This window comes from Endozoicomonas sp. Z74 (genome assembly GCF_057680865.1).
This window is the reverse complement of the sequence record NZ_JBLYZI010000123.1, coordinates 1-13,956: the sequence shown is the minus strand read 5'-3', so window position 1 is coordinate 13,956 and position 13,956 is coordinate 1. Positions and strand designations below refer to the sequence as shown.

Below are 13,956 nucleotides of genomic sequence, written 5' to 3'. Positions count from 1 at the left end.
GCTTATCAGTGAGCGAGGAGAATTTGGAAAACAGGGCTTTTGCAGACATCGAAAGACAGGAAAAACCCTGATTATACAGGCTGTTTCTTGATGGCGCTGTTCAATTGGTGATCATGTTTTTGCCCTGCTCTCCTATCAGGTTAATGGTGAAAATAAAAATCTGAATGTTGATCTGTTTCTCTATAATGCTCAGGAAATGACCTATCAACAGCTGTTTTCCAAGGTGATGGATGAAATGTACTTTCTTCCTGATGACCCAGCGGATATGACAGAGAAAGACCGTTATTTTTTCGAACATAAAGAGTGGAACAAACCCGCTGCGCTCTGCTGGGATGGTTCTGTCGAGCAATGCTCCGGATTATTAAGGTACAGTTTTACCACCTATTCTGATGATGAAAAAAACAGGGAAGAAGCCAGAAAAGTAGTGGCTGCGAACTTTGCCATGCATAAATATGCTGTGCATACCCGCTATTATGCGGAGTCAATTGCCTGTATCAATGGTGAAAATAGAGAACCATGCAAAGCCACGGGGAATGGAACTTTTTATGATTACCACACCAACTTTTTCAGTAAGGTTGACCCCCATCAACAGGTTCCTTATGTGAAGGATGTCACCGCCCGCTTGTCTGACTCCAGCGCTATTGACAGGCTTAGTTCAAAAAGCAATCTGATTGAGGCATTGCTGCGGGTTCGCAACATTCACTGGACGTATTACGTCAGGGTCTTCGGCAGCGCCCTTGAAGGCAGTGTTCCCCTCAGACCATTTATGCCTCTTGATGAGTCACTAACAGCACAATGGACGCCTTCCCACCCCCAGGGAGAGGGACACAATGGCAGTTTTGGTGCACCCATGTCCCCGAAACAGGGTACCCTGCTGGGAGACTTCTCGGCACCTTCTTTTCAGCATGAAATGATGCACAGTCTTGGTTTTACTCATCTGGATGAAAATGGTGATGATCGTCAAAAGAGAGGCGATTGGAGTGATGATTTTGCCAAACAGGCACAAATCCGGAGCATGGATAAATACACTCATCTGTACCAAACCATCGCCAGGAGAATGGAAGAGGGCGTTCTAACCGTTCCAGTCAAAGATGATCTGTATGGGGTGGCGTTTTATTAATGTTCGCTTAATGAAAATGTCATGAAAAACACATCCTGCTTTCAAGCTGCCAGGTCTGAAGGCAGGATGGAGTGAAAGATCAGGATGTTTGAACTTCATTTTGGTCGATGGTTGATTTATTGGGGCTGTCTACCGTTATCAAAATCATGCCGATTATTGACAGAGCTGCCAACCCAAGTGTCATCAGCCAGCTCAACTGTGGCAGGAAGCCGGGCCAGAGCTTTTGGGACAGGGTGACTGCCATGAGTGACAGAGCAAAGCGGGCAAGTTCAAGCCAGCGAAGCCCTTTGTTTTTTTCCAGTAGCCAGCCGGTGCCGATCAGGTTTATAGCCAGGACTGCAGTCCAAAGGGCATTGAAACCATAAGTGGTTGTGTGGCTGATGGCGATCAGCCCGGTGGTTGCGAAAACCAACACCGCGAACTGGAGGAAGGTGTATATTTTCAGGGCCTTGCTGGTTCCCGGGTTGTAGTCTTCATACCCATGAATATCCGGCATTTTCATGGGTGCTGCCACGTCCGAGGGGCGGAAGCCGGTTCGCCGGAACCAGAGCGTCAACTTGTCTGTCCAGTTTTTGGTAGCCACGGCATCTTTAAACATATCCACATACAAGTGCAGATTGGCCCAGACCGGATTCCAGCTTCTCAGAGGTTTAAGGGTGCCGTAACGGATGGGTTCGTACTGTTCATCCTCTTCGATAAAGGTGCCGAACAGGCGATCCCACAGAATAAAAATACCCCCGTAGTTTTTATCCAGATACTTCCGGTTTTTGGCGTGATGGACCCGATGGTTGGAAGGGGTAACAAAGATCCATTCAAACCACCCCAGCTTGGGGATATGGCGGGTATGAACCCAGTACTGGTAAAGGAGGTTGGCCAGACTGACGGTCAGGAACACTTCCGGTGGGATGCCCAGCAGGGCCATGGGAACGTAGAAAATCCAGCTGAACAGAAAGCCGGTGCTGGTCTGGCGCAGAGCCGTGGTCAGGTTATATTCCTCACTCTGGTGATGAACCGCGTGGGCGGCCCAGAGGATATTGATTTCATGGCCCATCCGGTGATTCCAGTAATAGAAGAAATCCTGAAGGATGATGGCCAGCACCCAAACCCAGAGGGCCTCAGCAGGGAATGACAGCAGAGCTGTGTGGGTATAGATCAGGGTATAGATACCCAGCTTGAAAACCAGCCCCGTGGTGACATTGAGCATGCCAGCGCTGAGGCTGTTGATGGCATCGTTCAGACGGTAGTAGTCTTTTTTTCGAACCACGGTGGCGATGATTTCGATGAAGATCATCAGAAAGAACACCGGAAAGGCATAGACTAGAGGATTCATGGAGTCGGGCCCTGATTGTTATTGTTGTTTTCAGACATCGCGTATCCAGGGCGATGGTATCGGACTTTGTAACATGATGTTACCGTTTATACAAAGTCTTCTGGCCAGATAAAGGGCGCCAGCTATGAATCCTCACTGAGCAGATTCATAACCAGCCCCTGTTCCAGCAGAGCCTGGCGAACCAGAGTAAACCCTCCATACCATGGGCTGTCATAGAGCTCTGAGTAGACAACCTGGGTTTCCAGATTTTCATTCACTTTAACCGTCTGGCTTTTCAGACAGTTCTTGATCACCGGATGAATGATACTGTCGGCCTGGCAGATCTCTCCGGCCAGCACCACCCGCTCCGGGCGCAGCAGGTTAACACTCATGGCGATGGCACGGCCAAGGTTGGCGGCGGCTTCCTTGAGCAGGTCACTGGCCAGGCTGTCACCGGCCTTTGCCGCAAGACAAATGTCGTTGATATCGGCATCCGCGGGCAGGCTGCTGGGCACGCCGGACTCCAGAAGGTCATGGCAGCGTGCTTCGATGGCTGGATTGCTGACCATGGTCTCCAGGCAGCCAAAGTTTCCGCAGTAACAGCGCTGGCCCAGTGGGTCTATCTGGATATGGCCGATCTCTCCCACGGCCAGATTGCTGCCTTCGTACAGTTTGCCATCCAGAATCATGCCCGCGCCAACACCGTTGTGGACACTGACAAACAGACTGTTCTGGCAGTTGCGGGTCACCCCGAAGTGGTGCTCGGCCAGGGCCATGGAAGCGATAAAGTTGTTGATATAGCAGGGCAGGCCAAGGGCTTCGGAAACCTGCTCTGCAAGGGGCAGATTGCTGACACTCAGATGGGGCATAAAGCTGATGATGCCCTTGGAAGAGTTCACCAGTCCGGGCGTAGTGATGCCAACTCCTGCGAGACAATGGATATGGGGTTCCTGCTTTTTCAGAAACCGCTGCAGGGCACTGATCAGCTGTTGGGTGAATCCCACCTGATTCAACGGCTTGATTGGGGTGGCATAACGTGCAAGCAGTTCACCGGACAGGTCACAAAGCCCAAGGTGCAGATGCGTTCTCCCTGCCCGGGCGGCCAGGATCTGAATCCTCCCGGGGGTTGTACTCAGGGAGATGGCTTTTCGCCCCCTCTCCGATGACTGTTGCTCCAGTTCCTGGATCAACCCGGAAGCCATCAGCTGCCGGGTGATCCGGGTCACGCTACCTGCTGCCAGACGACACTGCCTGGCTATTTGGATGCGGGAGATGGACCCATGATCGACAATGGCTTTATAGACGGCCGAAATGTTCCGTTCTTTGACAAAATCCAGGTTGGCGATCACTGTCGTTATCCACTCAGTTTCAGGAAGCTGAAAAGCGATCCGCTTCTCAGGGGGAATTCAATGGCTTCTTGTAGCAAGAAGGGTTATTGCTTCAGGCTCAGCTCACCGCCGCTGACCGTGCCATGCAGGGTGAAACTGTCATCAAACAGCGTCAGGTTGGCGTACTGGCCCGGGGTAATACTTCCCATCTTCTGTTCAATATGAATTGCGCGGGCGGCATTCACGGTGGCCATCCGGATCACCGCATCGCGAGGCAGCCCCTGTTGGATGCTGTTGGCCACCGCCTCCATCATCGTCAGGGCTGAACCGGCCAGGGTGCCGTCGGCATTGGTGCACTTTCCGTCCTTATGGTAAATGGTCTGGCCGGCAAATTCGAACGTCTCAAGATCGGTTCCAGCAGGTGTGGTGGCATCGGTAACCAGTACCAGCCGGTCCTGCAGTAATCGATGGGCAATACGAAGGTTCTCCCATGCCAGGTGGTGGCCATCGGCAATAATGCCTGCTCCCAGGGTTTTACTGTCGAAAATGGCTCCAACAACACCGGGCTCACGGCTGCCAAGAGGACTCATGGCGTTATGCAGGTGAGTAGCAAAGCGGGCACCGGCTTGCTCTGCGGCTTTCGCCTGGGCGCAGGTGGCGTTGGTATGGCCGATGGAGACCACAATTCCAGCTTCGCTGAGTTGTTCGATGGTTCCTGGCGGGCAGACTTCCGGTGCCAGAGTGACCATGCTGATTACCTCGGCGTTATCGCAGAAGTAATCAATCATTTGGGCTGATGGTGTGCGAATGAAGGCGGAGTTGTGGATGCCTTTGCGCTCAAGGCTCAGGTAGGGACCTTCCAGATGAAGGCCTGGTACTCTTTCCGGGTGTGCCTTTTGATAACTCCGAACGACGTCAATGGCCCTGTGAATGTCCTCATCACTGCTGGTGATCAGCGTAGGCAAAAATGCAGTGCAGCCGGAGCGGAGGTTGGCTGAGTGCATGATATCCAGGGCTTCAGTAGAAATGTTGCCGTTGAACAGGACGCCGCCACAGCCGTTCAGCTGCAGGTCAATAAACCCAGGACTTAGATTAAGGCTATTAAGATCAATCTGTTGACAGCCATTCGCTATTTCCGCCACCTTGCCAACGGCGGAAATTCGGCCATTCTCTATAACCAGTGCTTCAATGGATTCCTGATCTGTCTGCCCGGTCATTGCCTTGAAGTTGACCAGAGCAAAGGGCGCTTCTGAAGGAGCCGCCAGAGCGGATGTAAGCTTTGATGAAGAAACGTCAGCAGGCATGTCAAAAGCCTCTGATGTTTTCTGACTCGATGTCCTGGAAGTAGCGCAATGTGCGAACTTTCAGGTCGAGGGTGGCGGGGTCATCGCAGACCATCAGGGCTTTCTGGTGGAGTTGCAGGGCAGAAATGGTCCACATATGGTTGACGGAGCCCTCAACGGTGGCCTGAACGGCGCGGGATTTGTCTGCTCCGGTGGCCAGGATCATCAGTTCACGGGCATCCAGCACGGTACCAACGCCAACCGTCAGTGCCAGCTTGGGGACCTGGTTAATGTCGTTATCAAAGAAACGGGCGTTGGCATGCCGGGTTTCGGTGGTCAGGGTTTTCAGGCGGGTGCGTGATGCCAGTGAAGAACCGGGCTCGTTGAAGGCAATATGACCGTCGTGTCCAACGCCACCCATGAACAGTTCAATACCTCCATAGCTTTTGATGGCTTCTTCGTAACGCAGGCATTCTGCTTCAAGGTCCGGGGCATTGCCGTCCAGGAAGTTGATATTGGCCTCTGGTATGTCCACATGATCAAAGAAGTTGCGGCGCATGAACACCCGGTAACACTCCGGATGGGATGCGGGCAGCCCAACGTATTCATCCATGTTGAAGGTGACCACATTGGCAAAGCTGACTTCTCCCTCTTTATGCAGACGAACCAGCTCCTCGTACGTGGGGATGGGAGTTCCTCCAGTGGGCAGCCCCAGCACGAAAGGGCGCTCAGGGGTTGGGTTGAACGCCTGAATGCGGCGAACAATATACTGTGCCGCCCAGCGGCCCACCGATGGTTTGTCTTTCAGGGGTATAAATCGCATGTCCTGGAGCTCCGCCTGTTCACTCTCGCTAATTAATCAAGGGCGCATTAATCAAGGGTTTATTCATGAAAGGTCCACTAATGAAAGAGTGATTCATGAACGTTTGTTGAAGGGGATCATAGCTTAATTATTTCATGCTGAAAAATAAAGATGTGATTTCTGGTGATTTTTTGTGCTGTCAAGTGAGCGGAATAGTGACCTGGATCAATATTGTCGGGGTTTATATTTTTTTTTAAAAAATAAATCAGTAAGATTCGGCCGAACATTCTGACACATGCTCTTTTAATAAGACTCAATGGTTAAACAGTTATGAACATACTGGGTTACTTGCAGAAACTGGGTAAGGCACTGATGCTGCCTATCGCAGTGCTTCCTGTTGCAGCCTTGCTGCTTCGCCTGGGCCAGCCGGATCTGCTGGACATACCTTTCATGGCGGAAGCCGGTGGTGCCATTTTCGGTAACCTGGCACTGCTGTTTGCTATGGGGATTGCGGTAGGCTTGTCTGTGGATTCCGCCGGTGCGGCTGCCATTGCCGGGGCCGTTGGCTACTTCGTTCTGAAGGCCACTACGGGCACCATCAATGCTGATATCGACATGTCCTTCTTCGGGGGGATTATCAGTGGTATTGTTGCCGGCCACGCTTACAACCGCTTCCACGCAGTAGCTCTTCCAGCCTATCTTGGCTTCTTTGGTGGCAAGCGACTGGTGCCGATTATGACCGGCCTGATGATGCTGTTGATTGGCTGGGCCTGTGGTCACATCTGGCCAGCCATCCAGAATGGCATTGATGCCTTCGGTCACGGGGTTGCCGAGTCCGGTGCCATTGGCCAGTTCGTTTATGGCACTCTGAACCGTGGCCTGATTCCTTTTGGCCTGCACCATGTACTGAATTCTTATTTCTGGTTTGGGCTGGGTGAATTCACCAATTCCGCCGGTGAGCTGGTGACCGGTGACCTGAACCGTTTCTTTGCCGGTGACCCTGGTGCAGGCGTGTTCATGACCGGTTTCTTCCCGGTAATGATGTTTGGTCTGCCGGCTGCTGCCCTGGCTATGTACCTCACTGCTAAAAAAGACCGTCGCGCCCAGGTTGGTGGTGTGCTGTTCTCCGTTGCGCTGACCGCTTTCCTGACCGGTATTACCGAGCCTCTGGAATTCATGTTCATGTTTATGGCGCCGGCGCTTTATGCGGCACATGCCGTATTGACCGGGCTGTCTCTGGTGGTCACCAACTCCATGGGGGTTCTCAGTGGATTTGGTTTCTCTGCAGGTCTCTTTGATATGGTCCTGAACTGGGGACTGGCCACTAATCCATGGACTCTGGTCATCATTGGTCTGGTGTTTGGCGCCATCTACTTCTGTGTATTCTACTTCGGTATCAAGCTGTTTAACCTGAAGACCCCCGGTCGTGAAGACGATGAGAGTGGCGCTGCTTCAGAGGCGGTGAAGGGCAGTACTGGCTCTTCTAGGGATAACGCTTATAAAGCACGCCAGTTTGCCAAAGCGGTGGGTGGTCTGGGTAACCTGACGAATATTGACGCCTGTATTACCCGTCTGCGACTGTCCCTGAAAGACACCAGCGTGGCTGATGAAGCGGTTATGAAGGGGCTGGGTGCCAGCGGTATGATCCGCGTCGGTGAGCAAAACCTGCAAATTATTCTTGGCCCTCAGGCCGAAATCATTGCTGGTGAAATGAAAAAGATTGCGGCTACTGAAGACCTGAGTAACATCGAGGTTTCCGGGCTTTCTGAGCAGGCACCGGAAGTGAGCGCCAAGCCGATCGTTGATAACGCCCTGTTTGCCCGTCAGTGCCTTAAAGTGCTGGGCGGACACCAGAATCTGACGGATATTGATGCCTGCATCACCCGTCTGCGCCTGACGCTGAGAGATGCATCGGGTGTCAGTGATGCCCGCATCAAGGCCCTGGGTGCATCTGCAGTGGTTCGCATTGGCGAAAAAAACCTGCAGATTGTGGTCGGCCCCCAGGCGGAAGTCATTGCCGGTGAAATGAAAAACATTCCGGCGACAGAAGATCTTTCCAATGTTGAGGTTCCTGCATGACTTTCAAGCAAGAAGTCAAAAATCAGGGCAAGCCCTGCCAGCTGTCGTTGATTGCGCCTTTATCCGGAACTCTGCTTTCCATTGAGGAGTCTCCTGATCCGGTCTTTGCCGGGCGGCTGATTGGCGACGGTGTAGCCATTAACCCTTCTGACTCTGTCGTGCTGGCGCCCTGCGCCGGCACTGTCAGCCAGCTGCATGACTCTAAGCATGCGGTGGCGATCAAAACCGACGATGAGGTCGAAATACTGATCCACGTGGGTATCGATACGGTGATGCTGCGGGGTGAAGGCTTCGAAACCTGTGTCAAGATAGGCGACAGGGTCGAGGCAGGTCAGAAGCTGTTGAGCTTTGATGCAGAACGGGTGGGCTCTAAAGCGGCCAGTCTGCAGACGGCCGTAATGGTCACTACGGGAGAGACCGGGCATATCCTTAACCCGCGTGCCGAAGTAACGGCGGGTAAAGAGGCTGTCTATGTGATTGGTGGCGAGCCAGAAAAGGCGATGTCCACTGAAAGCAAATACAGTAGCCAGGACGCGGTTACCCTGACCGAAGAGATTGTTGTTAAGAACCCTCTGGGTCTTCACGCCCGACCTGCAGCCCAGTTGATCCAGATTGTCCGGCGCTTTTCCAGCGAAGTGACTGTGCTGAACAAGGACAACAGCAAGGAAAGCAAGGCCAACAGTCTGACTGCCCTGATGGGGCTGCAGACTACCCTGGGTTCGCGTCTGGAAGTCACCGTTCATGGTCCGGATGCTGAAGAAGCGCTGAAAGCCATTGTTGAAGGCTTTGCGGACGGACTGGGAGAAGAAGTCTCCGATGTAGCGGTATCTGCAGAAGAGACGTTTGAAGAAGAAGCACCGCTTCTGGGGCCTGTGGCTGGTGCCGATGGGCGTCTGCCCGGCGTAAAGGCCGCTCCAGGCATGGCCATTGGTGAGCTTTACCACCAGATTCGTGAGCTGCCCAGCTACCCGGAAGAGGGTGTGGGTGTCAGTGATGAGCTGGGGCAGCTGGACTACGGTATTGAACAGGCCAGCCAGGCTCTGAAGCAGCTGGTTGAGAAAATGGAGAGCGAAGGCGTCGGTGGTCACGCGGAAGTGTTCGTGGCTCATCAACAGCTGCTGGAAGATCCCGCCATTGGCGAGCGTGCACGACAGCTGATTGATTCCGGCAAAAGCGCTATCTGGGCCTGGCACCGCAGCTTCCTGGCGGAAGCCGATGAAATGCGCAAGCTGGATAACCCCATGCTGGCGGCTCGCGCGACGGATGTAGAAGACGTAGGTCTTCGAGTGCTTCGTCACCTGATGGGCATTGAGGGTGGCATGGATCAGCTGCCGGAAAACACCGTTCTCTGCCTGGATGACATTACGCCTTCCGAGGTGGTGACGCTGGATCGCAAGCGGGTGGTGGGAATCTGCACCATCGAAGGGGGAGCTACCTCCCACGCGGCGATTCTCGCAGGCTCTCTGGGCATTCCCTATCTGGTGAATGTGCCTGAGGATATCCGTCAATACGACAATGGTTCAGGCATCATTCTCAACGCCAACAAAGGCTTTATGAGGATGAACCCTTCCGCTGATGACATCACCGAGTGTCAGAAGCAGCAGGAGCAGATGACGGCAGAGTCCAATGCCGCCCTGAAAGTAGCGGATCAGCCGGCGATCACCAAAGACGGTCACCGGGTGGAAATCGCCGCCAATATTGCCAACCTGGAAGACGCTGAAAAAGCGGTCAAGCTGGGGGCTGAAGCGGTGGGTCTGCTGCGTTCCGAATTCCTGTACATGGAGCGGGCCACAGAGCCGTCCATGGGAGAGCAGATCAAGGCTTACGAAGATATCCTTGGAGCCATGGGCAAAGAACGTCCTGTGATCATCCGGACTCTGGATGTGGGCGGTGACAAACCACTGGCTTACCTGCCTCTGCCCCGGGAAGAGAATCCGTTCCTGGGTGAGCGGGGTGTGCGGATTGGTATTAACCGTCCAGCCATGTTGCGCAAGCAGGTTCGTGCCATCCTGAAAGCGGCCCATGCCGGTCGTGCGCGGATCATGTTCCCCATGATCAGCTCTCTGGATGAGTTCAGGGCGGTGAAAAAGCTGGTACAGGAAGAACAGGAACTGGCGGGTGTGACCGTTGAGATCGGTATCATGATTGAGGTGCCTTCTGCAGCGATGCTGGCGGATCACTTTGCCAAAGAGGTGGACTTCTTCTCCATCGGCACCAACGACCTGACCCAGTACACCTTGGCCATTGACCGTGGTCACCCGAAACTGGCGGCCCGTGTGGACGGCCTGCACCCGGCGGTGCTGAGGCTGATTGACATGACCGTGAAAGCGGCGGACCGTGAAGGCAAGTGGACTGGTATCTGTGGCAGTCTGGCCAGTGATCCGGCGGCAGCACCGATTCTGGTAGGGCTGGGGGTTCAGGAGCTGTCCGTCAGCGTACCTGCACTGCCGGTACTGAAAGCCAGGGTTCGGGACTTGAGCTACGAGCAGTGTCAGAATCTGGCTCGTGAAGCTCTGTCCATGGACACCGCGGAAGGGGTTCGGAGCCTGACCGCCTGATCACTTAACGGTGTTCTTGTAAATTGTTCTTATAAACTGTTTATTACCCCGGATGCTTCGGCCTCCGGGGTTTTTTTATTCTTTACCCCTCCGGCAGCCAGTTGCTGTTCATGATCTGCTCAAAGGTACTGGATGCGTACTTTTTTGGGTAAGAACGGAAGCCGTAATGGTGCTTCTACGTCAAAAGATCGCGGATCAATGCCTGAAATCGGTGTTGCAGCTCCTGCTTAAACTCGTGTGCCAGACGGCCAGTATCCAATTCTTCAGATTTTAGTCTTTTAAAAGAAGGCGCTGCTGTTCAATCTGCAGGCAGCAGTCCTGTTTGTACAAGGTTTTCATGGTGGGTGCCTCAGTGTGGTTTTGTCATTATGGCGTTGGGTTCACGGGTTCATTGACTTGTGCGCTTTGTATGTTGACAAACGCCGGTAGAAAACAAACAGGCCTGGAAGGTCCGTATTGATGAGGTGATTGCCCACAACTTCAACCTGGATATCAAGAATTCCCCGTAGGCGAAACCGTCAGCCATGATTCCGACGACCTGCTGGCCCGCCATCAACAGCAGCGGCAGGAACCAGGAGGCCTGCTTGGCCGGTTGCAAGCTACGCTGGAAGATGCACTTATCCATGGCAGGTGAATCACAATCATGTCTGAACAGAATGCAGCCGGTGAAATCCGCATATTCTCCGGTGAAAATGGTGATATCCGGGTTCAGCTTAACGGTGAAACCGTCTGGCTGACCCAGCGACAAATGAGCCTGGTATTTGATACCACCCCTGAAAACATCCTGATGCACCTTAAAAACATCTTTAAAGAGGGAGAGCTGGAGGAAAAGGCAACTTCTAAGGATTTCTTAGTAGTTCAGCAGGAAGGCAAGCGACAGGTCCGGCGGAAGCTGAAACACTATGATCTGGACGCTATTATTTCCGTCGGTTACAGGGTCAACTCACGTCGTGCAGTCCAGTTTAGGCAGTGGGCCACAAGCATCCTGAAAGAGCACCTGACCCGTGGCTATACCATTAACCAGCAGCGGTTCGAGCAGAATGCCCGGGAGCTTGAAGCGGCTCTGAAGCTAGTGTGTAAAGCGGCAGCCACCCCGGAATTGCAGGCAGACACTGGTCGTGGGCTGGTGGAGATTATCAGCCGTTACACCCAGACCTTTCTCTGGCTGCAACGCTACGATGAAGGCAAGCTGAACGAACCCCACGGCCAGCCTGGCGGCACCCTGCCCACGGCACAGCAGGCCAGCAAAGACCTGGCGACCCTGAAGCAGCAGCTGATGGCAAAAGGTGAAGCCACCGACCTGTTTGCCCGCTCCCGTGGCGATGATCTGGGTGCTCTGCTGGGCAACCTGGACCAGACCGCCTTTGGTGAACCCGCCTACCCGACCATCGAAAGCAAGGCAGCGCACCTGTTGTACTTTGTGGTAAAGAACCATCCATTTACCGATGGCAATAAGCGCAGCGGGGCTTTTCTCTTTGTGGATTTTCTGCACAGAAATGGTCGCCTGTTCAATCAAACCGGCGAGCCGGTGATTAACGACATTGGGCTTTCTGCCCTGACACTGCTGGTGGCGGAGTCCAACCCCAAGCACAAAGAGACCCTGATCCGCCTGATTATGAATATGCTGGCTCCGGAAGCTGAACAATAGGTGCCTTGATTCCCCAAAACCTGTCGACTCTGGCGCTGGCGGTGCAGAACCCGGAGGGTGAACCGGCTGCATTGCTACTGGAGAGGATTGTGAGAGAGAGTTGATGGTGGTTATAGGGAAGAAAATCTCTAAACCAAAACCTTTACTCGCAATATCTGATGAAGAAAAGCTGTTTGCATTAGCTGATGGGCGCAAGTGGGTACTGCTTGACGGAATATTGCATATTTCATCAGGCAACGAACACACTGCTAAGAAGAAAGGTGAAGGTTCTATTTCCTGTTTATGGAGAAATGGCATTGCAGAATATCACAATCAGGCGAATATAAACGAAAGGATTCTTGTTATAGGTAGTGTTGTTATTTGTGGCAGATGGGCTATACATACTGGCTCCAACAAAAATAAAGCAGTCAGGCAATGGTCATGCAGTACATCATCTATCGTCGGGTCTCCACCCGAAAGCAGTGTGACTCAAGGGATATCCAGCTTTATCTTCAAATTTTCAGGTGCTTGGCTCGTTTATTGATGTGGAAAGCGGGACTGAGGATGGATGAGCCAACCTGACTCGGGCCATGGAGACGGTCAGAAAAACAGGGGCAACGTTGTTAGTATCCAAACTGGATCGGCTAAGCCGCAAGGTTTCATTTATTGCGTCCCTGCTTGATGACAAGCGACTCAGTTTGAAAGTAGCTTGCATGCCCAATGTGGATAAGTTTCAGCTCCATATCTATGCCGCACTGGCTGAACAGGAGCGGGATTTTATTTCAGCCAGAACCCGGGCAGCTTTGAAGGAAGCCAAAGCCCGCGGTGTGAAACTGGGTGGACTCAGGGATCGAACAGATCAGCGTAATCGTGTCGTCAGAGAGCAGGCTGACCAGCGTGCGGAGCGATCGGAACAAGTGGTGTCACCGATGGTGAAGGCTGGAAAAACCACCCGCCAGATTGCTGCAGCTCTGAATCAGGCAGGTGTTCTCACTATAAGAGGTTGCCTGTGGCAAAGCGGCCAGGTGTTACGACTGATCAAAAGGCTGGAAAAAAGGTAGGGGGGCAGTTACCCCGTATGCTGGACATAACTTCCCTGCCCGATTTTTGAGTATTGAGGGGTGGGTATGCGCTCAATTTAAGCTAACGGTTTGGTATTGATCAGCCACATAGTAAAGTATTCGAGCACCACTTTCTCTTGACCTGATTAACCTGGCATTAGCCTCAAGTTCCCATGACCGGCAGGATAAACATGAAAATAACCCAGACTGATTTTTTCGAAAGAATTGGAGCCCCACTATCAAACCAACAATGGAGCTGGGGAGGTGAATCTGCTGAAAAAGTAGTCTTGAAAGGCTGGCGGAAAGAAAGCAAGGTTCTTGATGGAAAAATGCATATTCCGGTGCTTGCAGAGGAAAAATATAAACTCAATGGTTATAAGTCCGCCGGTATAACAGAGCGCAAACGACATTTAGAATCTATTAGAAACGGAAAAAAAGGCTATATCGTTTTGTCATCCTCTAGCCAAGCCGGTGTTGGGCAATTTGGTAATATTGATATCAATACGCCAATCTTTATCATTTCGGATTTTATGGAAGATAGCGGTTGTTTATGGGCAATTTGTGGGCAGAAAACCACCTGGAAAGAGATCAAATCCATTCCGTAATAGGTCGTGGCTATACTTGGGAGGGTACTTTTTCGATAAACGGCCCTTCCCTTTCGGTGTAGTAGTTCAGACCTGATCTGACAGTCACCGATTTTTCAGAGGGTGTCTGTCAGGTCAAATTCAGGCTACAAATTTTTCCTTCCAGATCTCTTTGCCATCTATCAGAGTTTCCATTGGCGTTCTT

Annotated in this window: 12 protein-coding genes; 7 read left to right on the top strand and 5 right to left on the bottom strand. The window is 52.6% G+C overall.

Going from position 1 to position 13,956, the window contains the following annotated elements:
* Window positions 1-196: 196 nt before the first annotated feature.
* Window positions 197-1,120 (top strand): hypothetical protein, encoded by a 924-nt coding sequence (locus tag ACNRUY_RS23180; RefSeq protein ID WP_488114039.1) that lies wholly within the window; start codon window positions 197-199, stop codon window positions 1,118-1,120.
* Between the two features lie 79 nt (window positions 1,121-1,199).
* Here ACNRUY_RS23180 and ACNRUY_RS23175 read toward each other — a convergent pair whose 3' ends face one another.
* From ACNRUY_RS23175 to nagB, 4 genes are all read right to left on the bottom strand, one after another.
* Window positions 1,200-2,450, bottom strand: coding sequence for a sterol desaturase family protein (locus ACNRUY_RS23175; RefSeq protein WP_488114038.1), 1,251 nt, complete (start codon window positions 2,448-2,450; stop codon window positions 1,200-1,202).
* 122 nt (window positions 2,451-2,572) lie between these two features.
* Window positions 2,573-3,778, bottom strand: coding sequence for an ROK family protein (locus tag ACNRUY_RS23170; RefSeq protein WP_488114037.1), 1,206 nt, complete (start codon window positions 3,776-3,778; stop codon window positions 2,573-2,575).
* A gap of 83 nt (window positions 3,779-3,861) precedes the next feature.
* Window positions 3,862-5,061: an N-acetylglucosamine-6-phosphate deacetylase gene (gene nagA, locus ACNRUY_RS23165; RefSeq protein ID WP_488114036.1), complete on the bottom strand. Its 1,200-nt coding sequence runs from the start codon at window positions 5,059-5,061 to the stop codon at window positions 3,862-3,864.
* Window position 5,062: 1 nt separating this feature from the next.
* Window positions 5,063-5,863 carry a glucosamine-6-phosphate deaminase gene (gene nagB, locus ACNRUY_RS23160; protein ID WP_488114035.1) on the bottom strand — a complete coding sequence of 267 codons (801 nt, stop codon included), beginning with the start codon at window positions 5,861-5,863 and terminating at the stop codon, window positions 5,063-5,065.
* 309 nt (window positions 5,864-6,172) lie between these two features.
* Here nagB and nagE point away from each other — a divergent pair, with 309 nt between their 5' ends.
* Window positions 6,173-7,921 carry an N-acetylglucosamine-specific PTS transporter subunit IIBC gene (nagE, locus tag ACNRUY_RS23155; protein ID WP_488114034.1) on the top strand — a complete coding sequence of 583 codons (1,749 nt, stop codon included), beginning with the start codon at window positions 6,173-6,175 and terminating at the stop codon, window positions 7,919-7,921.
* Window positions 7,918-10,479, top strand: a complete 2,562-nt coding sequence (ptsP, locus tag ACNRUY_RS23150; protein ID WP_488114033.1) for a phosphoenolpyruvate--protein phosphotransferase — start codon at window positions 7,918-7,920, stop codon at window positions 10,477-10,479. Before nagE ends, ptsP begins: the two co-directional genes overlap by 4 nt.
* 388 nt (window positions 10,480-10,867) lie before the next feature.
* On the opposite strand, the gene ACNRUY_RS23145 is transcribed toward ptsP, so the two are convergent.
* Window positions 10,868-11,104 carry a hypothetical protein gene (locus tag ACNRUY_RS23145; protein ID WP_488114032.1) on the bottom strand — a complete coding sequence of 79 codons (237 nt, stop codon included), beginning with the start codon at window positions 11,102-11,104 and terminating at the stop codon, window positions 10,868-10,870.
* 18 nt (window positions 11,105-11,122) lie between these two features.
* Between ACNRUY_RS23145 and ACNRUY_RS23140 the strand changes: the two genes are divergently transcribed.
* From ACNRUY_RS23140 to ACNRUY_RS23125, 4 genes are all read left to right on the top strand, one after another.
* Window positions 11,123-12,127 (top strand): virulence RhuM family protein/type II toxin-antitoxin system death-on-curing family toxin, encoded by a 1,005-nt coding sequence (locus tag ACNRUY_RS23140; protein WP_488114031.1) that lies wholly within the window; start codon window positions 11,123-11,125, stop codon window positions 12,125-12,127.
* 103 nt (window positions 12,128-12,230) lie between these two features.
* Window positions 12,231-12,650, top strand: coding sequence for a hypothetical protein (locus ACNRUY_RS23135; protein ID WP_488114030.1), 420 nt, complete (start codon window positions 12,231-12,233; stop codon window positions 12,648-12,650).
* Window positions 12,651-12,726: 76 nt separating this feature from the next.
* Window positions 12,727-13,167, top strand: coding sequence for a recombinase family protein (locus ACNRUY_RS23130; RefSeq protein ID WP_488114029.1), 441 nt, complete (start codon window positions 12,727-12,729; stop codon window positions 13,165-13,167).
* A 191-nt stretch (window positions 13,168-13,358) separates the two neighbouring features.
* On the top strand, window positions 13,359-13,772 hold the full coding sequence (locus tag ACNRUY_RS23125; RefSeq protein ID WP_488114028.1) for a hypothetical protein: 414 nt from the start codon (window positions 13,359-13,361) through the stop codon (window positions 13,770-13,772).
* The last annotated feature ends 184 nt before the right edge of the window (window positions 13,773-13,956 follow it).

Bases quoted from the DNA above. Each gene is read 5' to 3' on its own strand.
- ACNRUY_RS23180 (WP_488114039.1), top strand. From the start codon at position 197: ATGACCTATCAACAGCTGTTTTCCAAGGTGATGGATGAAATGTACTTT.
- ACNRUY_RS23175 (WP_488114038.1), bottom strand. From the start codon at position 2,450: ATGAATCCTCTAGTCTATGCCTTTCCGGTGTTCTTTCTGATGATCTTC.
- nagA (WP_488114036.1), bottom strand. From the start codon at position 5,061: ATGCCTGCTGACGTTTCTTCATCAAAGCTTACATCCGCTCTGGCGGCT.
- nagB (WP_488114035.1), bottom strand. From the start codon at position 5,863: ATGCGATTTATACCCCTGAAAGACAAACCATCGGTGGGCCGCTGGGCG.
- nagE (WP_488114034.1), top strand. From the start codon at position 6,173: ATGAACATACTGGGTTACTTGCAGAAACTGGGTAAGGCACTGATGCTG.
- ptsP (WP_488114033.1), top strand. From the start codon at position 7,918: ATGACTTTCAAGCAAGAAGTCAAAAATCAGGGCAAGCCCTGCCAGCTG.
- ACNRUY_RS23145 (WP_488114032.1), bottom strand. From the start codon at position 11,104: ATGGATAAGTGCATCTTCCAGCGTAGCTTGCAACCGGCCAAGCAGGCC.
- ACNRUY_RS23140 (WP_488114031.1), top strand. From the start codon at position 11,123: ATGTCTGAACAGAATGCAGCCGGTGAAATCCGCATATTCTCCGGTGAA.
- ACNRUY_RS23135 (WP_488114030.1), top strand. From the start codon at position 12,231: ATGGTGGTTATAGGGAAGAAAATCTCTAAACCAAAACCTTTACTCGCA.
- ACNRUY_RS23125 (WP_488114028.1), top strand. From the start codon at position 13,359: ATGAAAATAACCCAGACTGATTTTTTCGAAAGAATTGGAGCCCCACTA.